We start from the raw sequence: 25238 nt of genomic DNA, 5'->3' as shown, positions 1-25238 counted from the left end.
GGTAAGACTACGTGGAGGGCCGAACCCACCAACGTTGAAAAGTTGGGGGATGACCTGTGGTTAGGGGTGAAAGGCCAATCAAACTCCGTGATAGCTGGTTCTCCCCGAAATGCATTTAGGTGCAGCGTCGCGTGTTTCTTGCCGGAGGTAGAGCACTGGATGGTCTAGGGGGCCCACAAGCTTACTGAAATCAGCCAAACTCCGAATGCCGGTAAGTGAGAGCGCGGCAGTGAGACTGCGGGGGATAAGCTTCGTAGTCGAGAGGGAAACAGCCCAGATCACCAGCTAAGGCCCCTAAGCGTGTGCTAAGTGGAAAAGGATGTGGGGTCGCATAGACAACCAGGAGGTTGGCTTAGAAGCAGCCACCCTTTAAAGAGTGCGTAATAGCTCACTGGTCAAGTGGTTCCGCGCCGACAATGTAGCGGGGCTCAAGCACACCGCCGAAGCTGTGGCATTCACACGATACTTTGTGCCTCCTTGATGGGGTATGCAGGTGTGTGGGTGGGTAGGGGAGCGTCGTGCCGGGGGTGAAGCAGCGGGGTGACCTAGTTGTGGACGCGGCACGAGTGAGAATGCAGGCATGAGTAGCGAAAGAAGGGTGAGAAACCCTTCCGCCGGATGACCAAGGGTTCCAGGGCCAGGCTAATCCGCCCTGGGTGAGTCGGGACCTAAGGCGAGGCCGAGAGGCGTAGTCGATGGACAACGGGTTGATATTCCCGTACCCGCGAAGGAGCGCCCGTGATGAACCTCGTTGTGCTAACCACCCAAACTATCCAAGACCTTCGGGTCGAGGGTGGGGAGCGTGGGAACCTGGCGGGTAGTAGTCAAGCGATGGGGTGACGCAGGAAGGTAGCTGATCCCGGCCGGTGGTTGTGCCGGGGTAAGCGTGTAGGCCGTGCCGTAGGCAAATCCGCGGTGCATGTAGGCTGAGACGTGATGCCGAGCCGATTCAGGTGAAGTCAGTGATCCTATGCTGCCGAGAAAAGCCTCTAGCGAGTTCTGAGCGGCCCGTACCCCAAACCGACACAGGTGGTCAGGTAGAGAATACCGAGGCGATCGGGCGAACTGTGGTTAAGGAACTCGGCAAATTGCCCCCGTAACTTAGGGAGAAGGGGGGCCGGAGACGTGAAGCCCCTTGCGGGTGGAGCGTTGTATGGCCGCAGAGAGCAGGGGGAAGCGACTGTTTACTAAAAACACAGGTCCATGCGAAGAAGTAATTCGATGTATATGGACTGACGCCTGCCCGGTGCTGGAACGTTAAGGGGACCTGTTAGCTCTTTCGGGGGCGAAGCGGAGAACTTAAGCGCCAGTAAACGGCGGTGGTAACTATAACCATCCTAAGGTAGCGAAATTCCTTGTCGGGTAAGTTCCGACCTGCACGAATGGCGTAACGACTTCCCCACTGTCTCAACCACAGGCCCGGCGAAATTGCATTACGAGTAAAGATGCTCGTTACGCGCGGCAGGACGGAAAGACCCCGGGACCTTTACTATAGCTTGACATTGGTATCTGAGTTAGCTTGTGTAGGATAGGTGGGAGCCGGTGAAGCTCATACGCCAGTATGGGTGGAGGCAATCTTGAAATACCACTCTGGTTGATTCGGGTATCTAACTTCGGGCCGTTATCCGGTTCAGGGACAGTGTCTGGTGGGTAGTTTAACTGGGGCGGTTGCCTCCTAAAGGGTAACGGAGGCGCCCAAAGGTTCCCTCAGCCTGGTTGGCAATCAGGTGTTGAGTGCAAGTGCACAAGGGGGCTTGACTGTGAGACTGACAGGTCGAGCAGGGACGAAAGTCGGGACTAGTGATCCGGCACTTGCGTGTGGAAGCGGTGTCGCTCAACGGATAAAAGGTACCCCGGGGATAACAGGCTGATCTTCCCCAAGAGTCCATATCGACGGGATGGTTTGGCACCTCGATGTCGGCTCGTCGCATCCTGGGGCTGTAGCAGGTCCCAAGGGTTGGGCTGTTCGCCCATTAAAGCGGTACGCGAGCTGGGTTTAGAACGTCGTGAGACAGTTCGGTCCCTATCCGCCGTGCGCGTAGGATACTTGAGAAGGGCTGTCCCTAGTACGAGAGGACCGGGACGGACGAACCTCTGGTGTGCCAGTTGTCCCGCCAGGGGCACGGCTGGTTGGCTACGTTCGGAAGGGATAACCGCTGAAAGCATCTAAGCGGGAAGCCTGCTTCAAGATGAGGTATCCCACCCACTTTTGGTGGGGTAAGGCCCCCAGCTAGACGACTGGGTTGATAGGCCGGAGATGTAAGCTCGGTAACGGGTTGAGTTGACCGGTACTAATAGGCCGAGGACTTGACTACAAAGCTGCTACGCGTCCACTGTGCAACTCTGAACAAACAGACGCCCACCCCGGCTGGGGTTGTGGTTGTTTGATATGTTCATAGAGTTACGGCGGTCATGGCGGAGGGGAAACGCCCGGTTACATTCCGAACCCGGAAGCTAAGCCCTCCAGCGCCGATGGTACTGCACTCGGGAGGGTGTGGGAGAGTAGGACACCGCCGGACATTCTTTCCAGTCGAGGGCCGCCCCAATATGGGTCGGCCCTCAACTGCGTAGCGTCGAGTGCGGCGCAATCAGGAAGGATGTACCTGTGAGTTCAGGACCGCAGGACGGCGACCGTCCTCGACGTTACGAAGACCGTTCCGACCGACGTGGTGACGCGCCCCGCCGCGATGACCGCCCGTCGTACCGGGATCGGGACGACCGCTCGCGCGACCAGCGCGGCGGCTATGGCGATCGCCGCGAGGGCGGTTTCCGCTCCCGCGACGATTCACGGTCGGCCGGCGGTGGCCGGGACGGTGGTCACCAGGGCCCGCCACGTGGCGAGGGCCGGGACTTCCGCGGCGGTGACCGTCGTGAGGGTGGTTTCCGTTCCGGGCCGCCGCGTGAGGGTGGTTTCCGGGGCGGGGATCGCCGTGAGGGCGGTTTCGGTGGGGACCGTCGTGAGGGTGGTTTCCGTCGTGACGGCGATGGCCGCCAGGGTGGCTTCCGTGGCGGTGACCGCGAGGGCGGTTTCCGCGGTGGTGACCGGCGCGACGGTGGTTCGCGTGAGGGTGGTTTCCGTTCCGGTCCCCCGCGTGAGGGCGGCTTCCGGGGCGGGGATCGCCGCGAGGGCGGCTTCGGTGGAGACCGCCGTGAGGGCGGCTTCCGTGGTGGGGACCGCCGTGAGGGCGGTCCGCGTGAGGGCGGCTTCCGCGGTGGCGATCGACGCGACGGTGGTTCGCGTGAGGGTGGTTTCCGTTCCGGTCCGCCGCGTGAGGGCGGTTTCCGGGGCGGGGATCGCCGCGAGGGCGGTTTCGGCGGGGACCGCCGTGAGGGTGGTTTCCGTCGTGACGGCGATGGCCGCCAGGGTGGCTTCCGTGGCGGTGACCGCGAGGGCGGCTTCCGCGGTGGTGACCGGCGCGACGGTGGTTCGCGTGAGGGTGGTTCGCGTGAGGGTGGTTTCCGTTCCGGTCCCCCGCGTGAGGGCGGCTTCCGCCGTGACGGTGACGCCCGTGAGGGTGGTTTCCGTCGTGACGGCGATGGCCGCCAGGGTGGCTTCCGTGGCGGCGACCGGTCGGAGGGCGGCTTCCGTTCCGGCCCCCCGCGTGAGGGCGGTTTCCGAGGCGGGGACCGTCGTGAGGGCGGTCCGCGCGAGGGCGGCTTCCGCCGCGACGGTGAGAGCCGCGAGCGCGGTTTCCGCGGCGGCGACCGCGAGGGCACCTTCCGCAGCGGGGATCGCCGTGAGGGCGGTTTCGGCGGTGACCGTCGTGAGGGTGGTTTCCGTTCCGGGCCGCGTGAGGGCGGCTTCCGTGGCGGTGAGGGCCGTGAGGGTGGTTTCCGTGGTGGGGACCGCCGTGAGGGTGGTTTCCGCTCCGGCCCGCCGCGTGAGGGCGGTTTCCGTTCGGGTCCGCCCCGCGACGGCGGCTTCCGCAGTGGCGACCGGACCGGTGGCTACGGCGACCGTCCGCGCCGGGACGACCGGCCGGCATTCGAGGACCGGCGTCGGGACGGTGCCGGGGACGGGTCACGCGACCGCCGGGACGACCGGCGTGACCGGGCCGAGCCGCAGGGGGCCGGCGCACCGGCGTTGCCCGACGAGATCGTCGCGTCCGACCTGGACCAGGCCGTGCGCGCGGAGCTGCTGTCGCTGGCCAAGCCGGTGGCCGACACCGTCGCCCGGCACCTGGTCGCGGCCGGTCAGCTGATCGACGAGGCCCCGGCGGAGGCGCTGGCGCACACGCTCGCCGCCCGTCGGCTCGCGTCGCGTATCTCGGCGGTGCGCGAGGCGGTCGGGTTGGCCGCGTACCACGCGGGGGAATGGCAGACGGCGATCGCCGAGCTGCGCACGTACCACCGGATGACGGGCCTGCAGAGCCACCTGGCCGTGCTCGCCGACTGCGAGCGGGCGCTCGGGCGTCCGGAGCGGGCGATCGACCTGTTCCGGGGGGCCGACCGGGAGAAGCTCGACCAGGCCGTCGCGGTCGAGCTGCTGATCGTCGCCGCCGGGGCCCGGGGTGACCTCGGCCAGAAGGACGCGGCCGTGGCCATGCTCCAGGTCCGCGAGCTGACCAACGATGCGACCGAGCCGTGGGCCGCTCGGCTCCGGTACGCATACGCCGACGCGCTGCTCGCCGTGGACCGCCGTGAGGAGGCCCGGGAGTGGTTCTCCCGGGCGGCCGACGTCGACGCCGAGGGCGACACCGACGCCGCCGAGCGGCTGCTCGAACTCGACGGGGTGCTGATCGAGGGCGACGACGAGGACGACGAGCCGGCCGAGGAAGGCGTCGACGCCGCCGCGGACGACGAGGACGACGACGCCGACGACGAGGACGACGCCGACCACGAGGACCACGAGGACCACGAGGACCACGAGGACCACGAGGACCACGACGCCGACGACGACGAGGACGACGCCGACCAGGAGGACGACGACGAGGACGACGTCGCCCCGGTGGCTGCGGACCGGGCCGGGTCGGCACCGACGGAGACCGCGCGGGGCGCGAAGCCCGTGGACTCGCCCGAGCCGGGTGCGGACCTGCGGTGACGACGGACACCGGGGACCGGCTGGTCGACGGCTACTCGCTGGTCGTCTTCGACCTGGACGGGGTCATCTACCTGATCGACCGGCCGATCCCCGGCGCGGTCGAGGCCGTGGGGCGGCTGCACGCCGAGGGGCGGACGGTCGCGTACGCCACCAACAACGCGTCGCGGCGGGCCAGCGAGGTCGCCGACCTGCTCACCGGGATGGGGGTGCCTGCCGGGCCGGAGGAGGTGCTCACCTCTGCGGGCGCCTCCGCCGAGCTGCTGGCGGAACGGTTGCCCGCCGGCTCGCCCGTGCTGGTGGTGGGGGCCGAGGCGCTGCGCGCCGAGATCACCGCAGTCGGGCTGCGCCCGGTGTCCCGCCTCGACGAGTCGCCCGTCGCCGTCGTGCAGGGGTACGGCCCGCAGGTCGGCTGGGCGGACCTGGCCGAGGCGTCCCTGGCCGTGCGGGCGGGGGCGCAGTGGATCGCCACGAACACCGACCGGACCCTGCCCAGCGGGCGGGGGCCGCTGCCGGGCAACGGGTCGCTGGTGGCCGTGCTGCGGACCGCGCTGGACCGGGACCCCGATGTGGTCGTGGGCAAGCCCGAGCCGGCGCTGTTCGCCACCGCCGCCCGCCGGGCGGGGCAGGGACGCACCCTCGTGGTGGGCGACCGCCTCGACACCGACATCGAGGGCGCCCGGCGTGCCGGCCTGGACAGCCTGCTCGTGCTGACGGGCGTCAGCGACGTGCCCGAGCTGCTGGCCGCCCCGGCGGCGCGCCGGCCGACGTACGTCTCGGTCGACCTCGCCGGGCTGTTCGACCCGGCGGCCGTGGTCCGGGTGCCGGGCGCCGCCGAGACGGGCGGCTGGTCGGTGCGCGCGACCGACGGCGGCCTGGAACTGGCCGGCGGCGGCCGGCCGCTGGACGCGTTGGCCGCGCTCTGCGCCGTCGCGTGGGCGACCGGCGTGGGCCCGCAGGCCCGGGCGGGTTCGCCGGAGGCCGAGGCGGCCCTGGCCGCCCTCGGCCTGGCCGACTGACCCACCGCGCGGTGTGCGCAGCCCGCTCCCGCGGCACCGGCCGGTCCGGGGCCGCAGGGGCGGGCTGTGCCCGTTTCCGGTCGTCAGAGCAGCTTGCGGAGCTTCATCAGGTCGAACGGGTTCGCCTTGATCGACACGCGGCGCGACGCGACCGCTTTGGTCACGTCGAGCTCGCCGCGCACCAGGGCGAGCAGGTCGTCGCTGCTGGTGCTCAGCGCGATCTTCGCCTTGGGGTCGTCGCCGTCGGTGAGGTCGAGCAGCCGCCCGTCGGTGAGCCGGCCGTGGAAGGCGGTGCCCAGGTCGGTCACCCGGCAGGCCAGGGTGCGGTCCAGGTCGACCCGTTCCCGCACGGCGTCGGCGTTGCGGTCCAGCCGGGCGGCCAGATCCTGCAACGCCTGCCGGCACTCGTCCACGCTGGCCACTTCGTCTCCTCACGCACGCCACGTCCGTTTCCCGGCACCGTACCGCAATGGGCGTCGCCCGGCGCCCGGTAGCGTGAGACCCGCAACCCCACCCCCGTGGAAGGACTCAGGCATGCAGGACGCGTGGCGCGCCTACCTCGGACTGGCCATGGGCCTGACGGAGGCGCCCCGGAAGAAGGCGCAGGACGTGGTGCGCCGGGTCGTCGGCTCCGGCGAGGCGACGGCGACCCAGCTCCAGGCCCTCGCCGAGGAACTGGTCTCCACCGGCGCGGCGAACCGGGAGGCGCTGACGAAGCTGGTGCGCTTCGAGGTGGACCGCGCGCTCGGCGCGGTCGGGCTGGCGACCGCCGACGAGGTGGCCGAGCTGACCCGCCGGGTGCACGAGCTGGAACGCCAACTGCGGGAGGCCCGGGCCGGCCTCGCCGAACCCGCCCCGCCGTCGCCCGGCCCGCAGGGGCCGGCCCCGCAGTCGCCCGGGGCGGATCCGTCCGGGGCGACGACGTCCGGGGCACCTGCCCCCGTCGCCACGAAGACCGTGGCGAAGAAGGCCGTCGCCACGAAGGCCGTGGCGAAGAAGGCGGTCGCGAAGAAGGCGGTCGCGAAGAAGGCCGTCGCCCGCAAGGCGCCCGCCGCGGTGGGCGACGCCGAGCCGGCGGGGGACGCGGCGGAGCCGGCCCGCCCCGCGAAGAAGACGCCGGCCCGCAAGCGGCAGCCGGGCGGTGCGGCGTGAGCGTACCCCTGTCTGGCCGGTGCCGGCGGTGAGCGGACCGTTCCGGCCGGGCCCGCCGCCCGGCGGCCGGCCCGTGCCGCCGCCGGGGCCCCGACCGGGCCCGCCGCCTCGCCCGGTTGCCGACGCCGACGACGGCGACGCCCGGCACCCTGCCGTGGACGCCGCCGTGCAGGCGATGGCGAACGCCGCGTCGCTCTCCCCGGCCGACCAGATCCCGCAGTACGAGGCGGCGTACCAGACGCTGCGGGAGACCCTCGCCACCATCGACCAGGCCTGACCGACCGGAGATCCACCCTCATGGCACGTCGCAACCGGCTCGACGCCGAACTCGTCCGCCGCGGTCTGGCCCGGTCCCGCGAGCAGGCCGCCGCGTTGGTCGAGGCCGGGCGGGTCCAGCTGCGCGGGGTGCCGGCCCGCAAGGCCGCCGCGCTGGTCGACCCCGCCGATCCGCTGCTGGTCACCGGTGCCGACCCCACCTCGGAGTACGTCTCCCGGGGCGGTCACAAGCTGGCCGGCGCGCTGGCCGCGTTCACCCCGGACGGGCTTCGGGTGGCGGGCCGGCGCTGCCTCGACGCCGGCGCGTCGACCGGCGGCTTCACCGACGTCCTGCTGCGCGCCGACGCGGCCGAGGTCGTCGCCGTGGACGTCGGCTACGGGCAGCTCGCGTGGGCGCTGCGCACCGACGACCGGGTACGGGTGTTCGAGCGGACCAACGTCCGCACGCTGACCCCGGAGGCGATCGGCGGGGAGGTCGACCTGACGGTGGCGGACCTGTCGTTCATCTCGCTGCGGCTGGTGCTGCCGGCGCTGACCGCCTGCACCCGGGCCGACGGCGACCTGGCGTTGATGGTGAAGCCCCAGTTCGAGGTCGGCAGGGAGCGCGTCGGCGCGGGCGGGGTCGTGCGCGATCCGGCGCTGCGCGCCGAGGCGGTCCTGGACGTGTCGACGGCGGCCGCCCAGCTCGGCCTGGGGCTCGCGGGCGTGACCGCCAGCCCGCTGCCGGGGCCCAGCGGCAACGTCGAGTTCTTCGTATGGTTACGCCGGGGAGCGCCGGCGGCGGACCCGGAGCGGGTGCGGGCCGTCGTGGCGGCCGGCCCGCAGGGCCCGAGCCCGTCCGGTGACGCGCCGGACGCGGCCCCGGAGGAGGTGGCAGGGTGAGCGCGAGGAGTGAGCTTGCGAGCCCCGCAGTCGCGAACGGAGGCGGCGGGGTGAGCGCGAGGAGTGAGCTTGCGGGCGCTGCGGTCGTGAGCGGAAGGTGGTTCCGTTGAGTCGTACCGCGCTGCTGGTGACGCACACCGGCCGGCGTCGCAGCACGGAACACGCCCGGGCGGTCGCGGCGGACCTGATCGCCGCGGGGTTCGAGGTGCGGGTGGTGGCCGAGGAGGCCGACGACCTGGACCTGCCGGGCGTGGTGCCGATGACGGGGCTGGAGGCGGCCGAGGGGGCGGAGATCGTCTTCGCCCTGGGCGGCGACGGCACGTTCCTGCGCGCGGCGGAGCTGGCCCGGCCGGCGAAGGCGCCGCTGCTCGGCATCAACCTGGGCAAGGTCGGGTTCCTCGCCGAGGCGGAGATCGACGACCTGGACGTGGCCGTGCGTGACGTGGTGGACCGCAACTACACGGTGGACGAGCGGCTCACCCTCGACGTGACGGCGGAGTTCGACGGCGGCCCGACGATCGAGTCCTGGGCGCTCAACGAGATCAGCGTCGAGAAGGGCGAGCGGGCCCAGATGCTGGAGCTGCTGGTCGACGTGGACGGCCGCCCGCTGTCCCGGTACGGCTGCGACGGCGTGGTCTGCGCGACCCCCACGGGCTCGACGGCGTACGCGTTCTCGGGTGGCGGGCCGGTGGTGTGGCCGGAGGTGGAGGCGTTGCTGCTGGTCCCGATCAGCGCGCACGCGCTGTTCAGCCGGCCGTTGGTGACCGCGCCGACGTCGACGTTCTCGATCACGGTGGACCCGTTCACCACCCTCGCCGTGCTGTGCTGCGACGGCCGGCGCGTCTACGACCTGCCGCCGGGGGCGCAGGTGACGGTGCGGCGCGGCGCGCTGCCGGTGCGGGTGGTGCGGCTGCAGGCCCGGTCGTTCACCGACCGGCTGGTGGCGAAGTTCGGGTTGCCGGTGCACGGCTGGCGTGGCAACCGCAGGTGAGCGACGTCTCCGGGGCGGCCCGGCGGCGCTGGTGGGCCGCTGGTCGGCCGGCGTCCCGGCGGGGGTGACGGGGCGGCGGCCGGTGGGCGGTCACCGCGTCCCGGCCGTGCCGGCTGGTCAACTGTCGGGGCCCGCGTCTACTGTCGGTTGCTGTGCTGGAAGAGCTGCGCATCACCGGACTGGGCGTCATCGAGGACACCACGCTGCCGTTGGCCGGCGGGATGAACGTCATCACCGGCGAGACCGGTGCGGGCAAGACGATGGTGGTGACCGGCCTGGGCCTGCTCTTCGGCGGCCGGGCCGACGCGGGCCGGGTGCGGGCCCAGCCGGGTCGGGCGGTGGTCGAGGGGCGGCTGCGGCTCGGCGGCCGGGTGGCCGCCGCCGTGCACGCCCGGGTCACCGACGCCGGTGGGGAGCCGGACGACGACGGTTCGCTGCTGCTGAGCCGCACGGTCACCGTGGAGGGTCGCTCGCGGGCGCACCTGGGCGGGCGGGGCATGCCGGTGGCGATGCTCGGCGAGGTCGGCGAGCAGGTGGTGGCGGTGCACGGCCAGTCCGACCAGTTGCGCCTGCTGCGCCCGGCCGAGCAGCGGGCGGCGCTGGACCGGTTCGCCGGCCCCGAGCACGAGAAGCTGCTCGACGCGCTGCGGGAGGCATACTCCCGGTGGCGGGCGGTGGTCGACGATCTGGCCGACCGGCGGCGCAACGCCCGGGCGCGCCATCAGGAGGCCGACCTGCTCCGGCTGGGGCTCGACGAGATCAGCCGGGTGGATCCGCAGCCGGGCGAGGACGACGAGTTGCGGGCCGAGGCGCAGCGCCTGGAGCACGCGGAGGGGCTGCGCACGGCGGCGCAGACGGCGCACCACTGCGTCGCGGGCGGCACCGAGCCGACCGACGAGACGCCGGACGCCACGGCGCTGCTGGGGTTGGCCCGGCGCACCCTGGAGGCGCAGGCGGGCACCGATCCGGCGCTGGGTGACCTGGCGGCCCGGTTGGAGGAGGCGGCGACGCTGGTCGCGGACGTGTCGGCGGAGCTGTCGACGTACCTGGCGGCGTTGGACGCGGATCCGGCCCGGTTGCAGGTCGTCTACGAGCGGCGGGCGGCGCTGCGGGCGTTGACCCGCAAGTACGCCGACGACGTCGACGGGGTGGTGGCGTGGGCGGAGCGGGCCCGGGCGCGGCTGTCCGATCTGGACACCTCCGACGACGTGCTGGACGAGCTGGACCGGGAGGCCGCCCGGCTGGCCGGTGAGGTGGCCGACCTGGCGGGGCGGGTGTCGGCGTCCCGGCAGGAGGCGGCGTCGCGGTTCGCCGAGCAGGTGACGGTCGAGCTGGCCGGGTTGGCGATGCCGCACGCGCGCATCGAGGTGGCGGTGCTGCCCCGGCCGGCGGGCCGGTCGGAGCCGAGCCTGGCGGTCAACGGCGTGGAGGTGGGCGTCGGCCCGGACGGCGGCGACGAGGTGGAGCTGCGCCTGCTGGCGCACCCGGGTGCCCCGTCGCTGCCGTTGCAGCGGGGCGCGTCCGGCGGTGAGCTGTCCCGGGTGATGCTCGCGATCGAGGTGGTGTTCGCGGGCTCGGGCGGCCCGCCGACCCTGGTCTTCGACGAGGTCGACGCGGGGGTGGGCGGTCAGGCGGCGGTGGAGATCGGCCGGCGGCTGGCCCGGCTGGCGCGCAGCCACCAGGTGTTGGTGGTCACCCACCTGCCGCAGGTGGCGGCGTTCGCCGACCGGCACCTGGTGGTGGCGAAGGACACGGGTGGCGCGGTGACCACCAGCGGGGTGCGGGTGGTGGAGGACACGGAGCGGGCCCGGGAGCTGGCCCGGATGCTGGCGGGTTTGCCGGATTCGGATCTGGGTATCGCTCACGCCGAGGAGCTGCTGGCCGTGGCGGCGCGCGAAAGGCGGCCCTGACGGCGCGTTATTGTGAGCGCACGCACACCGGCGCGCGCTCTGGTGTGCTTCCCTGGGTAGGCGGCCCTGCTCAGGCATGTCGCGACAGAAAAGCCTGCCTCACATGCCAGGATGGTCACGATGCGTCTACCCACGTTGCGCCGGACCCGTAACACCGAGCCGGACACAGTCCTCGGCACCGCGCGCCTCGACCGCCGGACGAAGCGCCTGGTCGGGCGGCTGCGTCCGGGCGATGTCGCGGTGATCGACCACGTCGACCTGGACCGGGTGGCGGCCGACTCGCTGGTGGCGGTCGGCGTCGCCGCCGTGCTCAACGCGAAGCCGTCGGTCTCCGGCCGGTATCCGAACCTCGGCCCGGAGGTGCTGGTGACCGCCGGCATCCCGCTCCTGGACGACCTGGGCGAGGGGATCTTCGAGCGGGTCCGGGAGGGCGACACCGTCCGGATCGAGGGCAACACCGTGTTCGTCGGCGGCGAGCCGGTCGCGCACGGCGCGTTGCAGGACGCCGAGTCGGTGGCGAAGGCGATGGCCGACGCCCGCGAGGGGTTGTCGGTGCAGTTGGAGGCGTTCGCCGCCAACACGATGGACTATCTCAAGCAGGAGCGCGACCTGCTCCTCGACGGCGTGGGCGTGCCGGAGATCCAGACCCAGATCCAGGGCCGGCACTGCCTGATCGTGGTCCGCGGCTACGACTACAAGGCCGACCTGGACGTGCTGCGCCCGTACATCCGGGAGTTCAAGCCGGTGCTGATCGGCGTGGACGGCGGGGCGGACGCGCTGGTCGAGGCCGGCTACACCCCCGACATGATCATCGGGGACATGGACTCGGTGACCGACGACGTGCTGCGCTGCGGCGCCGAGGTGATCGTGCACGCCTACCCCGACGGCCGGGCCCCGGGGCTGCCCCGGGTCGCCGGGCTGGGTGTCGAGGCGATCACCTTCCCGGCGGCGGCCACCAGCGAGGACCTGGCGATGCTGCTGGCCGACGAGAAGGGCGCCTCGCTGCTGGTGGCGGTCGGCACCCACGCCACCCTGGTCGAGTTCCTGGACAAGGGCCGGGGCGGGATGGCCTCGACGTTCCTTACCCGGCTCAAGGTCGGCGGGAAGCTGGTGGACGCCAAGGGCGTGAGCCGGCTCTACCGGCAGAGCATCTCCGGTTCGTCGCTGCTGCTGCTGGTCCTGTCGGCGGTGGCGGCGATGGCCTCGGCTGTGGCGGTCTCCACCGTCGGCAAGGCGTACCTGGGCGTGGTCAGCGAATGGTGGAACAATTTCGTGTTCCAACTCGGCCAGCTCTTCTAGCTCCCCGACCGATCAAGAGGCTGCAAGCGTGATCAACTTCCGCTACCACGTGGTGTCCCTGACCGCGGTCTTCCTGGCGCTGGCCATCGGCCTGGTCGTCGGCACGGCCGCCCTCAACGGCCCCGTCGCCGACTCGCTCAAGGAGCGGGTCAACGGGCTGAGCAAGGACAACCAGCAGATGCGCCAGGCGGTCAACAACATGCAGAAGGAGATCGAGCTGGAGGAGCAGTTCGCCGCCGAGGTCGCCCAGGTCCTCCTGCCCGGCAAGCTCACCGGGCGTCGCGTGCTGCTGCTCACCCTGCCCAGCGGCCGCGAGCACACCGAGGGCGTGCTCAAGATGCTCCAGCTGGGCGGCGCCCAGGTCACCGGGCGGGTCGACCTGCAGGACAAGTTCATCAACCCGGACAACAACAACAACCTGATGGAGCTGGCCGTCACCGCGGCCCGGCCGAGCGCCCCCGCCTCGGGGCTGCCCGGCAACGGGCACGGGGTGGAGACGTCCAGCGCCCTGCTGGCCAGCGTGCTGCTCGACCGCGCCGACGGCGCGTCCCCGGCCACGGAGGCCGACCGCCGGGCGGTGCTGGCGTCGTACAGCAACGCCGGATACCTGACGACCGACGAGAAGGTGACCGGCCCCGCCGAGGCGGTGGTGCTGGTCAGCGGCCAGCCGTACGTGGACAAGGACTCCGCGAAGAAGGACGAGTCGGTGGTCAAGGTCGCCGAGCAGTTCGACCGGACGGGGGCGATCGTGGTGGCCGGCAACGGCTCGGCCGGCGGCAACGTCGTCTCGGTCGTCCGGGGCGACCCGGTGCTGTCGCAGACCATCTCCACCGTCGACGACGCCAACACCACCCAGGGGCAGCTGGTCACCACCCTCGCCCTGGTGCAGCAGCTCGTGGAGAAGAAGGCCGGCCAGTACGGCGTGGGCGACAACGCGTCCGCGCTGCTGCCTAGACTGCCCCAGTGAGCGAACGACGTACCCGGGTGTCCGACCCTTCCCGCCGTGCGTGCGGCGTACCGAACGGGGTGACCGCGTGAGCCTGCTGGGCCGCCTGCTGATCGCCGGCGCCGGTGCCGCCGCCGCCCGCTACGCGCTGCGCGAGGTGCGCACCTCCCCGGCCGCCCCGGCGCTGGAGCGCACCAACTTCCGGGGCCGCACCGTCACCCTCGCCGCCGGGCCGGCGCTCGCCGCCGGCGCCGCCGCGGCCGGGGCGTTCGGCGCGGCCAGCGCCCCCGCCGGCGTCGCCGCGCTGGTGGCCGGCGTGGGCGGGGGAGCGGTCGGGGTCTACGACGACGTGGTGGGGGCCCGACCCGAGCAGAAGGCCGCCAAGGGCTTCGCCGGGCACCTCGCCGCGCTGCGCGAGGGCCGGGTCACCGCCGGGCTGGTCAAGATCGTCGGGGTGGGCGCGGCGGGGCTGGCCGCGTCGGCGCTGCTCGCCGCCGACCGGTCCGTCGCCGCCCACCCCCGCCGCGGGCGGCTCGGCGCGGTGGGCCGCACCGCCGACGTGCTCCTCGGCGCGGGGGTGATCGCCGGCACCGCCAACCTGCTCAACCTGCTGGACCTGCGGCCCGGGCGGGCGCTGAAGTCCGCGCTGCTGCTCGGCGCGCCGCTGACCGGGGGCCCGCACGGCGGGATCGCCGCCGGGGCGGTGGGCGCCGCCGCCGGCCTGCTCCCCGACGACCTCGACGAGCAGGTGATGGTCGGCGACGGCGGGGCCAACGCGATCGGCGCGGTGCTCGGGGTGGCCCTCGCCGCCCGCACCGGGCCGCTGGGCCGGGCCGGCCTGCTCGCCGTGCTCGCCGGGCTCACCGCCGCCAGCGAGAAGGTCAGCTTCACCCAGGTCATCCAGGCCACCCCGGGCCTGCGTGAGCTGGACGCGCTGGGCCGGCGCACCGACTGACGTGCGCCCGGTGCCCATGAGCCCGGCGCTGCCGACGCGGCGACCGGCCGACGTGCGGGCCGCAGCGACCGACGGGAAGGCCCCCTGCTGACGTGAAGAACCCGGCACCCCTCGCCGGCGCCGGCCGGGTGGCCGGGGCGGCCGCCCTCATCGCGGTGCTCACCGTGGTCGCCCGGCTCGCCGGCTTCGGCCGCACCGCCGTGTTCACCTGGGTGGTGGAGCGCAGCGACCTCGGCGGCATGTACGTGGTCGCCAACATCGCGCCGAACATCATCTTCGAGATCGTGGCCGGTGGGGCGCTGGCCAGCCTGGTGGTGCCGCTGCTGGCCGGTCCGGTCGCGGCGGGCGACCGGCGGGCCGTCGGCGCGACCACCGGCGCCCTGCTGACCTGGACGCTGACCCTGCTGGTGCCCCTCGCGGCGCTGGTGGCGCTGCTGGCCGGGCCGATCGTCGAGGCGCTCAGCTCCGGCCGCAGCCCCGCCGAGCTGGCCGCCGGGGCGCGCATGCTGCGGATCTTCGCCCCCCAGCTGCCGCTCTACGGCATCGGGATCGTGCTCACCGGCGTCCTCCAGGCGCACCGCCGGTTCGCCTGGCCCGTGCTCGCCCCGCTGCTGTCCAGCCTCACCGTGATCGTGGTCTACCTGACCTTCGGCGGCGTCGAGGGCCGGGGGGCCAGCATCGCCGGGGTGAGCCGGGGCGGCGAGCTGATCCTCACCGGCGGCACCACCCTCGGCGTGGTCGTGCTGTCGCTGTCGCTGCTGATCCCGCTGCGCCGGCTCGGCCTGCGGCTGCGTCTCGGGTACGCGTTCGACGCCGACGCCCGCGCCCGGGTCGGCGGGCTCGCGGCGGCCGGGGCGGTCACCGTCGCCGCCCAGCAGCTCGCCCTCGCCGTGGTCGTCAAGAGCGCCTCCGGCGGCCCCACCGGCTCCCCGCAGGTGTTCAACCTCGCCCAGACGATGTACCTGCTGCCCTGGGCGGTGCTCGCCGTGCCGCTCGCCGTCGCCGCGTACCCGACCCTCGCCGCCGCGTCGGCGGCCGGCGACGAACGGGCGTACCGGGACACCCTCGCCGCCACGACCCGGGGGGTGCTGCTGTTCAGCTGCCTCGGCGCGGCGGCCCTCGCCGGCACCGCCGCCCCCGTCGCCGCCTTCTTCTACCCCGACGACCCGGCCCCGGTGGCCGCCGCGATCGCCGGCTTCGCCCCCGGCCTGCTCGGCTACGGGCTGTTCGCGGTGCTCTCCCGCGCCCTCTACGCCCGGGGCGACACCCGGCCGGCCACGGTGGCCATCACCGCCGGCTGGCTGGCCGTGCCGCTGGCCGTCGCCCCCCTCGCCGCGCTGCTGCCCCGCGCCGACCGGGTGCTCGCGGTGACCCTGGCCAACTCGGCCGGCATGCTGCTGCTCGGCGTCCTGCTGCTCGTCGCGGCGCGCCGCGCGGCCGGGTCCGCCGCGCTGGCCGGGACGGCCCGCGCGGGCGCGGCGGGGCTGCTCGGCGGGGCGCTCGCCGCGCTCGCCGGGGCGGCCACCGCGCATGCCCTGGCCGGGGCCGGGGCCGGCACCCCGACGACACTCGCGGCCCTCGTGCAGGGCATGCTGTCAGCAGCCGTGGTCGGGGTGGCGTTCCTCGCCGTGGCGTACCTGGCCGACCGGCGGGACGTGCGGCCGCTGCTCGCCGCCGTGGGCCGCCGGCTGCCCGGTGCGCTCCGGCGCGGCGGACGCCCCGGCGGGCCCCGGCAGGGGGACGAGGTCGGTCCGGAACGGGGCGACGGGAAGGAGACGGTGTCCGGGTGAGCGGGACGACGGGCGGCCGACCGGGGGTGGCGGTGGACCGGGGGTGGTCGCGGTGACGGGCGCGACACCGGCCGTCGGCGGGCACGGCACCGTGGCGCTGCTGCTCGCCTCCAGCACCGGCGGCGTCGGCCAGCACGTCCGCTCCGTCGCCCGGGGCCTCGCCGCCGCGGGCGCGCCGGTGCTGGTCTGCGGGCCGGCGGCCACCGAGGAGCAGTTCGACTTCACCGGCGCGGGGGCCCGCTTCCAGCCGGTCGAGATCCCGGCCAGCCCGACGCCCGCCGACGCCCGGGCCGTCGCCGCGCTGCGCCGCGCGCTGGCCGCCGAACCGGTCGCCGTCGTGCACGCGCACGGCCTGCGCGCCGGGCTCGTCGCCGTCCTGGCCCGGCCGGCGGCCCCGCTCGTGGTCACCTGGCACAACGCGGTGCTCGCCCGGGGGTTGCGCGGCGGGTTGTCCCGACTCGCCGAGCGGGTCGTCGCCCGGGGCGCGCGGGTCGCCCTCGGCGCCAGCGCCGACCTGGTCGAGCGCGCCGCCGCCCTCGGGGCCGCCGACGCCCGGCTCGCCCCGGTCGCCGCGCCGGCGCTGCCCGCGCCGCGCCGCCGCCGGGCCGCCGTCCGCGCCGAGTTCGCGGTCGCCGCCGGCCAGCCGCTGATCCTCTCCGTGGGCCGGCTGCACCCCCAGAAGCGGTACGACGTGCTGGTCGACGCCGCCGCCCGGTGGCGCGGCCGGACCCCGCCGCCGGTCGTGGTGATCGCCGGCAGCGGCCCGGCGTACCTGCCCCTCGCCGCCCGGATCTCCGCCGCCCGCGCCCCGGTCACCCTGCTCGGGCACCGCACCGACGTGGCCGACCTGCTCGCCGGGGCGGACCTGGCCGTGGTGACCAGCGACTGGGAGGCCCGCCAGTTGTTCGCGCAGGAGGCGCTGCGGGCCGGCGTACCACTGGTGGCGACCGCCGTCGGCGGCCTGCCGGAGCTGGTCGGCGACGCCGCGGCGCTGGTGCCCCCGGGTGACGTCGACGCGGTCGACGCGGCCGTGCGCGCGCTCCTCGACGACGACGACCGGCGGGCCGAGCTGGGCCGGCGCGGCGCCGCGCGGGCGGCGACGTGGCCCACCGAGGCGGACACCGTCGCCCAGCTGGCCGCGCTCTACGCGGAGCTGGCCGGCGACACCAGCGGCCCGGCCGCCCCCGGCGCGGACGCCCCGTCGACGGGACGCCGGTGATGCTGCGCGCGCTGAGACCGGTGCTGCTGCGCCGGCTGCCGCCGCTCCTGCTCACCCTGCTGGTGGTGGTGCTGGGGGTGACCGCGCTCGCCGCCCGGCCCGCCACCGAGACGCCCCGGCGCACCGCCGACTTCGTGGTGCTCGTCGGCGTGGCCGGCCTGCGCTGGGACGACGTCGACGCGCAGACCACCCCGACGCTGTGGCGGATGGCCCAGCAGGGCTCGATCGGCTCCCTGTCGGTGCGGTCCGCCCACCGGCCCACCTGCCCCGTCGACGGCTGGCTGACCCTGGGCGCGGGCAACTTCGCCGCCTGGAACGGCAGCCGGGGCGGCAGTGTGTGCCCGCCGGCCGGGGTGACCGTCGAGCAGCCCGACGGCATCGGCGCGAACCTGCCCGACCAGGAGAGCGTCGTGCAGCACAACCAGCAGCGCCTGCCCTGGGGCGCGGTGCCCGGCGCGCTGGCGGAGTCGGTGCGCTGCTCCGTCGCCGTCGGTCCCGGCGCGGCGGTGGCCGCCGCCCGCCCCTTCGGCCGGGTCGACCGCTACGCCGCCGCGCTGCCCGACGACCCGGCCCCGCTGCTCGGCTCGTGCGTGCTGAGCATCGTCGACCTCGGCACCGTCACCGGCGAGGACCGGGCGGCCCGGGCCGAGCAGGCCCGCCGGGCCGACGCCGACCTGGCCCGGGTCCTCGCCGGCCGGCCCCCGCGTTCCCTGGTGCTGGTCGCCGGGATCTCCGACACCGATCTGCCGGCGCGTCTGCACGTCGCCGTCGCCGACGGGCCGGGCTGGGAACGGGGCTGGCTCACCTCGCCGACCACCGGCCGGGAGGGATACCTGCAACTGGTCGACCTCGCGCCGACCGCGCTCGCCGCGCTCGGGCGGCCGATGCCGGAACGGCTGTTCCTCGGCCGGCCCGCCCTCTCCGTCGGCGGCCGCCCGGCGGACCTGCCCGCCGCGATCGCCGCGCCGGCCGACGCCGACCGGGAGGCCGCCGCCCAGCGGCGGGTCGCCGGCTGGTTCTTCGCCCTGCTCGCCGGCGCGCAGGTGCTGCTGGCCGTGGCGGTGCTGCCGCTGTTGCGTCGCGCCCGCCGCCACGCCGGGCCCGTCGGCCCGGCGCCGGTGCCCCGGCGGGTGGTGGCGACGGTCGAGCTGCTGCTGATCGCCGCCGCCCTCGCGGTGCCGGCGGCCCTGCTCGCCGACGTGGTGCCGTGGTGGCGCGGCGACCACGCCGGCTGGTGGTTCGCGGCGACCACCGTGCTGCTGCTGGCCGGCGCGACCGCCGCCGTCCGGTTCGCCCCCGGGCACGACGCGACGCTCGGGCCGCTGGGCGCGGTCGCCGGCCTGGCCACCCTCGTGGTCGCCGCCGACGTGCTCACCGGCGCCCGGTTGCAGCTCAACGGGGTGACCGGCTATTCGGCGCTGGAGGGCGGCCGGTTCTCCGGCCTGGGCACCGTCGGGCTCGGCGTGTTCGCCGCCGGGTCGCTGCTGTGCGCCGGCTGGCTGGCCCAGCGGGTCCACCGCCGGTGGCGGCCCATGGTCGTCGTCGCCGTCGGCGGGGCCGCCGTGGTGGTGGTCGGCAGCCCCTACCTCGGCGCGGACTCCATCGGCGCGATCGCGCTGACGGCCGGAGTGAGCGTGGCCGCCGCGATCAGCACCGGCGGCTGGCTGACGGTCAGCCGGCTGGTCTGGGCGGGCATGGCGGGCCTGGCGGTCATGATCGGCTTCGCGGTGGTCGACCTGCGCCGGCCGGCGACCGAACGGGGCAGCCTCGGCCGCTTCCTGGCCGCCCTCGGCGACGGCACCGGCGGGCTGACCGTCCACCGGTCCAGCACGGCCAACTTCGAGACCCTGGTCAACAGCCCGCTCACGGTGCTGGCCCTGGCCGGCGCCCTGCTGGTCTGGTTCGCGCTGCTCCAGCCGTGGGGCGGGCTGATGCGCCTGTTCGGCATCTACCCCGCGATGCGGGCCGCGATGGCGGGCACGGGGGTGGCCGCCGGCCTCGGCGGGCTGCTCGGCGGCTCCGCGCTCGACGTGGCCGGCGCGGCCGGCGCGCTGGTGGTGCCGATGGCGGCGCTCGCCGCGCTGCGGGTGCTCGACCACTCCACCGACCGGACCCAGCCGGGCGACGGGGGCCCCGCCAACGGCCGGCTCGGCGTCGCCCCGCCGGGCGGCCCGGACCGCCCCGCCGCCGCGGACGACGACGGGGCCGGGGCAGGCGACGGGGCCGGGGCCGGAGCCGGGACCGCGTCGCCCGCCGAGCCGCCCCCGGCGTCGCCCACCGGGGCGGGCACGGACGGCGGCGGGGACGCGCCGGAGCAGGCGACCGGGCGGGCCGCCCGCGCATCGACGGGGGTCGCGACGGCCTGACCCGGCGCGCCGCCCCGGCCGGGCGACCTCGGGTGCGGCCTGCGGACCCGCCCCGGGGAGGTGTTACCGTGGAATCCCGTGGATCGCGTGATCACTTGTCCCGCAGCCGGCACCCCCGGTTTCTCGGCACTGATCGGCACGACGGTCTGCACGACCGCGACGGACGACACGGGAGCAGGCCTTGGCCCCTTCAGCACGGACGACCAGGCACATTTTCGTCACCGGGGGCGTCGCCTCCTCGTTGGGTAAGGGCCTCACCGCCTCCAGCCTCGGCAACCTCCTCTCGGCCCGCGGGCTGCGCGTGGTGATGCAGAAGCTGGACCCGTACCTCAACGTCGACCCGGGGACGATGAACCCGTTCCAGCACGGCGAGGTCTTCATCACCGAGGACGGCGCCGAGACCGACCTCGACGTCGGGCACTACGAGCGTTTCCTCGACCGGGACCTGTCCGGCAAGGCGAACGTCACCACCGGCCAGATCTACTCGGACGTGATCGCGAAGGAGCGGCGCGGTGAATACCTGGGCGACACCGTCCAGGTGATCCCGCACATCACCAACGAGATCAAGGCCCGCATCCTCGGCATGGCCGACCCGGACGCCGAGGGCCAGATCCCCGACGTGGTGATCACCGAGGTCGGCGGCACCGTCGGCGACATCGAGTCGCTGCCGTTCCTGGAGGCGATCCGTCAGGTCCGTCACGACCTCGGCCGGGACAACTGCTTCTACCTGCACGTCTCCCTGGTGCCCTACCTGGCCCCGTCAGGCGAGCTGAAGACGAAGCCCACCCAGCACTCGGTGGCGCAGCTGCGCAGCATCGGCATCCAGCCCGACGCGCTGGTGCTGCGCTGCGACCGGGAGATCCCGGAGAAGGTCAAGGTCAAGCTGTCGCTCTACTGCGACGTCGACACCGAGGCGGTCGTCGCCGCCCCGGACGCGCCGAGCATCTACGACATTCCGAAGGTGCTGCACCGCGAGGGCCTCGACGCGTACGTGGTGCGCCGGCTCGGCCTGTCCTTCCGCGACGTGGACTGGGCCAGCTGGGACGACCTGCTCGACCGGGTCCACCAGCCCCGGCACACCGTCACCGTGGCGGTGGTCGGCAAGTACGTCGACCTGCCCGACGCCTACCTGTCGGTCAGCGAGGCGATCCGGGCCGCCGGGTTCGGCCACCGGGCCCGGGTGCAGCTGCGCTGGGTGCCCAGCGACGACTGCGTCACCCCGGCCGGCGCGGCGGCGGCCCTGGCCGGCGTGGACGGCATCGTCATCCCCGGCGGCTTCGGCGTGCGCGGCATCGAGGGCAAGATCGGCGCCGCCCGGTACGCCCGGGAGAACGGCGTGCCGCTGCTCGGCCTCTGCCTGGGCCTGCAGTGCATGACCATCGAGGCGGCCCGGCACCTGGCCGGCCTGCACGGGGCCAACTCCCTGGAGTTCGACGAGGAGGCCACGCACCCGGTCATCGCCACCATGGCCGACCAGGAGGACATCGTCGCCGGCCGGGGCGACCTGGGCGGCACCATGCGGCTGGGCGCGTACCCGGCGAAGCTGACCGCGGGGTCGATCGTCGCCGAGGCGTACGGCACCACCGAGGTCAGCGAGCGGCACCGGCACCGCTACGAGGTGAACAACGCCTACCGCGACCAGCTCACCAAGGCGGGGCTGCACATCTCCGGCACGTCGCCGGACGGCCGGCTCGTCGAGTTCGTCGAGCTGGACCGCGACCTGCACCCGTTCTTCGTGGCCACCCAGGCGCACCCCGAGCTGAAGAGCCGCCCGACCCGGCCGCATCCGCTGTTCGCGGCGTTCGTGAAGGCCGCCGTCGCCTACTCCGAGGCCGACCAGCTCCCGGTCGACCTGGATGCCGTCGGCGCGGCGGAGGCGGCGGGCCGGGCCGGCCACAACGGCGGCGCGGCCGCCGGGCGCGAGACGGCGTCGGCGTCGTGAGCGCCGTCGAGCACCGCTACGAGGTGACCGGCCGCCGGGAACGCTACGCCGGGCGGATCTTCTCCGTGGTCACCGACGAGGTCACCATGCCCGGCGGGGGCACCGCCGTCCGCGACTACGTCCGGCACGTCGGCGCGGTCGCCGTCGTGGCCCTCGACGACGCCGGCCAGGTGGTGCTCATCCGGCAGTACCGGCACCCGGTCGGCCGGCACCTGTGGGAGCTGCCCGCCGGGCTGATCGACGTCTCCGGCGAGGACCTGGCCGACACGGCGGCCCGGGAGCTGGCCGAGGAGGCCGACCTCACCGCCGGCGCCATCGACGTGCTGGTCGACCTGCACAGCTCGCCGGGCTTCTCCAACGAGGTCATCCGGGTCTTCCTGGCCCGCGACCTCGCCGAGGTGCCCGCCGGGCAGCGCCACGAGCGCAGCGAGGAGGAGGCCGACCTCCAGGTCGTCCGGGTCGACCTCGACGAGGCGGTGCGGATGGTGCTGGCCGGGGAGATCACCAACGCCTCCGCCGTGGCGGGGCTGCTCGCCGCCGCCCGCGCCCGCGACGCAGGCTGGTCGGCGCTGCGCCGCCCGGACGCGCCGCTGCCGCGCTGAGCCGAGCCGGCGTCCCGGCGGCGGCTCGTGCGCCGGGTCGGGCCGGGCGTTCCGCAGGTCGGCGAGGCCCGCGTCGGCCAGGAGGGGAACGTGACGTGAGAAGGGGCCGTGCGGCGTGCCGCACGGCCCCTTCGAGACGAGGCGGAGATCAGTCGCGCAGCGGGCGACCCTGCCCGTCGACGCCGCCGTTGACCAGGATCAGGATCCCGTCGATGGTGCCCCAGAGGGCACCGAAGCCGCAGGTGACCAGGGTCACGACGAGCTGGAGCACGCCGGTCTTGGTGTCGCCCATGTAGAACCGCCCGACGCCGAAGCCGCCGAGGAGGATGCCGAGTACACCCGCGACGACCTTGCTCTTGTCGGAGACGCCCTGCGGGTACTGCTGGTAAGGAGTGGTCATGGGGCGAAACCATAGTGATCGACTCGCGTCCTGTCCGCAGCGGCACCCCACCGGTGGGACGATGGGAGGCCAACACTGGCGGAACGGCTGATCCGCTCTCCACCGCCGGCCCCATCGATGCCTGACACATCGTCAGCACCCCCGGGCACGGGATGGCACAGTGTCGGCGCCGCGAAACGGGCGGCCCGCCTAGACTGCCGCCGGCGGGACGGTGGACCGCGGCGGCAACGGAGCCCCGCGCACCGGGCGGTCGGGGCGGGACGGCCCCGGAGAGAGGTGTCTGCATCGTGAAGGTCGGAATCCCTCGCGAGGTCAAGAACCACGAATACCGCGTGGCCATCACGCCCGCGGGCGTCAACGAGTTCACCCGCAGCGGCCACCAGGTCTTCGTCGAGTCCGGCGCCGGCGTCGGGTCGAGCATCACCGACGAGGAGTTCGCTGCGGCCGGCGCGAAGATCCTGGCCACCGCCGACGAGGTGTGGGACACCGCCGAGCTGGTGCTCAAGGTCAAGGAGCCGGTCGCCGAGGAACACCACCGGATGCGCGCCGGGCAGGTGCTCTTCACCTACCTGCACCTGGCCGCGTCCCGGGCGTGCACCGACGCGCTGGTCGACCGGGGGGTCACCGGCATCGCGTACGAGACCGTGGAGCTGCCCGACCGGTCGCTGCCGCTGCTCGCCCCGATGTCCGAGGTGGCCGGCCGGCTCGCCCCGCAGGTCGGGGCGTACCACCTGCAACGGCAGGGCGGCGGGCGCGGCATCCTGATGGGCGGCGTCTCCGGCGTCTACGCGGCCAAGACCGTGGTCATCGGCGCGGGCGTGTCCGGCATGAACGCCGCCGCGATCGCGCTCGGCCTACAGGCCGAGGTGCTGCTGCTGGACAAGAACGTGGCCCGGCTGCGCCAGGCCGACGCCATCTACCGCGGCCACCTGCAGACGGTCGCCTCCAACGCGTACGAGATCGAGCGGGCCGTGCTCGACGCGGACCTCGTCATCGGCGCGGTCCTCGTCCCCGGGGCCAAGGCCCCCACGCTGATCTCCAACGAGCTGGTCTCCCGGATGAAGCCGGGCAGCGTGCTCGTCGACATCTCCATCGACCAGGGCGGCTGCTTCGAGGACTCCCGGCCCACCACGCACGCCGAGCCGACCTACCAGGTGCACGACTCCATCTTCTACTGCGTGGCGAACATGCCCGGCGCGGTGCCGCACACCAGCACCTACGCGCTGACCAACGTCACCCTGCCGTACGCCCTGGAACTGGCCAACCACGGCTGGCGCGAGGCGCTGCGCCGCGACCCGGCCCTGGCGCTGGGCCTGAACACCCACGACGGGCAGGTCGTCTACGGGCCGGTCGCCGAGGCGCACGGCATGCCGACCCGGCCGCTGGCCGAGGTGCTGGCCTGACCGGGCAGCGGCATCCCGGGGCACCGGAGGTGGCCGGCGCGGAACCCGCGCCGGCCCTGCGCCGGGCCCTGCGCGGCTACCTCGACCACCTCACCGTCGAGCGTGGCCTGTCCGCGAACACCCTCGCCTCGTACCGCCGGGACCTGGACCGCTACCTCGCCACCCTCGCCGCCGCAGGGATCGCCGACCTCGCCGCCGTCGGGCCCGGCGTCGTCGAGGCCCACCTGGCCCGGCTGCGCGCCGGCGGCGACGGCCACCCGCCCCTGGCGGTCTCCTCCGCCGCGCGGGCCGCGTCGGCCGTGCGCGGGCTGCACCGCTTCGCCGTGCGCGAGGGGCTGACCGGCGTTGACCCGAGCCGCGACGTCCGGCCGCCCGCCCCGCCCCGCCGGCTGCCCCGGGCGCTCCCCGTCGACGCCGTGGTGCGGCTGCTGGAGACCGCCGGCCCGGTGACCGCCACCGGCGACGGCGCGCCGCTGGCGCTGCGCGACCGGGCGCTGCTGGAGTTCCTGTACGGCACCGGCGCGCGGATCTCCGAGGCCGTCGGCGCGGCCGTCGACGACCTCGACGACCTCGACAGCGGCGAGGCGGCGGTGCTGCTGCGCGGCAAGGGCGGCCGGACCCGCCTCGTGCCGGTCGGCGGGTACGCCGTCGAGGCGCTGCGCGCCTGGCTGGTGCGCGGCCGGCCCGCCCTGGTCGCCGCCGGCCGGGGCACCCCGGCGGTGTTCGTCAACGCGCGCGGGGGCGCGCTGACCCGGCAGGGGGCGTGGACGATCCTGCGGCGGGCCGCCGAGCGGGCCGGGCTGCCGGTGGACGGGACGAACGCCGTCTCCCCGCACACCCTGCGCCACTCGTACGCCACCCACCTGCTCGACGGCGGGGCCGACGTGCGGGTGGTGCAGGAGCTGCTCGGCCACGCCTCGGTGACCACCACCCAGGTCTACACGCTGGTCACCGTGGAGCGGCTGCGCGAGGTGTACGCCACCGCCCACCCGCGCGCCCGCGGCTGACCGGGGGACGCGCCGGCCGGACCCGCCCGCCGGGACCGGCC

19 protein-coding genes and 2 rRNA genes (1 of these 21 cut by a window edge) are annotated in these 25238 nt (G+C 74.2%); 19 read left to right on the top strand and 2 right to left on the bottom strand.

Going from position 1 to position 25238, the window contains the following annotated elements; all coding sequences use genetic code 11:
* The 4 genes from O7628_RS00605 to O7628_RS00590 form a co-directional block, all read left to right on the top strand.
* A 23S ribosomal RNA gene (locus O7628_RS00605) occupies positions 1-2315 on the top strand (it extends 795 nt beyond the left edge of the window).
* 87 nt (positions 2316-2402) lie between these two features.
* Positions 2403-2519: ribosomal RNA gene (rrf, locus tag O7628_RS00600) — 5S ribosomal RNA — on the top strand.
* Positions 2520-4138: 1619 nt separating this feature from the next.
* On the top strand, positions 4139-5041 hold the full coding sequence (locus O7628_RS00595; RefSeq protein ID WP_278136166.1) for a Replicase polyprotein 1ab: 903 nt from the start codon (positions 4139-4141) through the stop codon (positions 5039-5041).
* The gene (locus O7628_RS00590; protein WP_278127570.1) at positions 5038-6057 is read left to right on the top strand and encodes an HAD-IIA family hydrolase; all 1020 of its coding nucleotides are present in this window, start codon (positions 5038-5040) and stop codon (positions 6055-6057) included. The genes O7628_RS00595 and O7628_RS00590 overlap by 4 nt, the downstream gene beginning before the upstream one ends.
* Before the next feature lie 83 nt (positions 6058-6140).
* Here O7628_RS00590 and O7628_RS00585 read toward each other — a convergent pair whose 3' ends face one another.
* Positions 6141-6479: an SCP2 sterol-binding domain-containing protein gene (locus O7628_RS00585; protein WP_278127569.1), complete on the bottom strand. Its 339-nt coding sequence runs from the start codon at positions 6477-6479 to the stop codon at positions 6141-6143.
* Positions 6480-6591: 112 nt separating this feature from the next.
* On the opposite strand from O7628_RS00585, the gene O7628_RS00580 reads away from it, so the two are divergent.
* The 13 genes from O7628_RS00580 to O7628_RS00520 all read left to right on the top strand — a co-directional run bounded on the left by O7628_RS00580 (position 6592) and on the right by O7628_RS00520 (position 22387).
* Entirely contained in the window at positions 6592-7209 is a 618-nt protein-coding gene (locus O7628_RS00580; protein WP_278127568.1) for a hypothetical protein, read from the top strand.
* Between the two features lie 28 nt (positions 7210-7237).
* Positions 7238-7486: a hypothetical protein gene (locus tag O7628_RS00575; protein WP_074479374.1), complete on the top strand. Its 249-nt coding sequence runs from the start codon at positions 7238-7240 to the stop codon at positions 7484-7486.
* A gap of 20 nt (positions 7487-7506) precedes the next feature.
* Positions 7507-8367, top strand: a complete 861-nt coding sequence (locus O7628_RS00570; protein WP_178064790.1) for a TlyA family RNA methyltransferase — start codon at positions 7507-7509, stop codon at positions 8365-8367.
* A 106-nt stretch (positions 8368-8473) separates the two neighbouring features.
* Positions 8474-9358, top strand: a complete 885-nt coding sequence (locus O7628_RS00565; protein WP_074479363.1) for an NAD kinase — start codon at positions 8474-8476, stop codon at positions 9356-9358.
* Between the two features lie 152 nt (positions 9359-9510).
* Positions 9511-11268: a DNA repair protein RecN gene (gene recN / locus O7628_RS00560; RefSeq protein WP_278127567.1), complete on the top strand. Its 1758-nt coding sequence runs from the start codon at positions 9511-9513 to the stop codon at positions 11266-11268.
* Between the two features lie 120 nt (positions 11269-11388).
* On the top strand, positions 11389-12567 hold the full coding sequence (gene steA, locus O7628_RS00555) for a putative cytokinetic ring protein SteA (protein ID WP_074479373.1): 1179 nt from the start codon (positions 11389-11391) through the stop codon (positions 12565-12567).
* A 28-nt stretch (positions 12568-12595) separates the two neighbouring features.
* Positions 12596-13534: a copper transporter gene (locus O7628_RS00550; protein WP_178064794.1), complete on the top strand. Its 939-nt coding sequence runs from the start codon at positions 12596-12598 to the stop codon at positions 13532-13534.
* Positions 13535-13601: 67 nt separating this feature from the next.
* The gene (locus O7628_RS00545; RefSeq protein WP_278127566.1) at positions 13602-14468 is read left to right on the top strand and encodes a hypothetical protein; all 867 of its coding nucleotides are present in this window, start codon (positions 13602-13604) and stop codon (positions 14466-14468) included.
* A gap of 92 nt (positions 14469-14560) precedes the next feature.
* Positions 14561-16258 (top strand): lipid II flippase MurJ, encoded by a 1698-nt coding sequence (locus tag O7628_RS00540; protein WP_278127565.1) that lies wholly within the window; start codon positions 14561-14563, stop codon positions 16256-16258.
* 52 nt (positions 16259-16310) lie between these two features.
* Positions 16311-17477: a glycosyltransferase family 4 protein gene (locus O7628_RS00535; protein ID WP_278127564.1), complete on the top strand. Its 1167-nt coding sequence runs from the start codon at positions 16311-16313 to the stop codon at positions 17475-17477.
* 23 nt (positions 17478-17500) lie between these two features.
* Complete coding sequence (locus O7628_RS00530) at positions 17501-19843, top strand: hypothetical protein (protein WP_278136165.1); 2343 nt, start codon at positions 17501-17503, stop codon at positions 19841-19843.
* Positions 19844-20024: 181 nt separating this feature from the next.
* Entirely contained in the window at positions 20025-21785 is a 1761-nt protein-coding gene (locus O7628_RS00525) for a CTP synthase (protein ID WP_278127563.1), read from the top strand.
* Positions 21782-22387: an NUDIX hydrolase gene (locus O7628_RS00520; RefSeq protein WP_278127562.1), complete on the top strand. Its 606-nt coding sequence runs from the start codon at positions 21782-21784 to the stop codon at positions 22385-22387. The genes O7628_RS00525 and O7628_RS00520 overlap by 4 nt, the downstream gene beginning before the upstream one ends.
* Positions 22388-22535: 148 nt before the next feature.
* On the opposite strand, the gene O7628_RS00515 is transcribed toward O7628_RS00520, so the two are convergent.
* A complete protein-coding gene (locus O7628_RS00515; protein ID WP_308102585.1) occupies positions 22536-22838 on the bottom strand; it encodes a TM2 domain-containing protein in 303 nt (100 codons plus the stop codon).
* A 236-nt stretch (positions 22839-23074) separates the two neighbouring features.
* On the opposite strand from O7628_RS00515, the gene ald reads away from it, so the two are divergent.
* Positions 23075-24190 (top strand): alanine dehydrogenase, encoded by a 1116-nt coding sequence (gene ald, locus O7628_RS00510; RefSeq protein ID WP_278127561.1) that lies wholly within the window; start codon positions 23075-23077, stop codon positions 24188-24190.
* Between the two features lie 29 nt (positions 24191-24219).
* On the top strand, positions 24220-25197 hold the full coding sequence (locus O7628_RS00505) for a tyrosine recombinase (protein WP_278127560.1): 978 nt from the start codon (positions 24220-24222) through the stop codon (positions 25195-25197).
* Positions 25198-25238: the final 41 nt, after the last annotated feature.

The organism is Micromonospora sp. WMMD956, from assembly GCF_029626125.1.
GTDB lineage: Bacteria > Actinomycetota > Actinomycetes > Mycobacteriales > Micromonosporaceae > Micromonospora > Micromonospora carbonacea.
The sequence above is the reverse complement of the archived record's forward strand: the minus strand, read 5'-3'. Positions and strand labels throughout refer to the sequence as shown.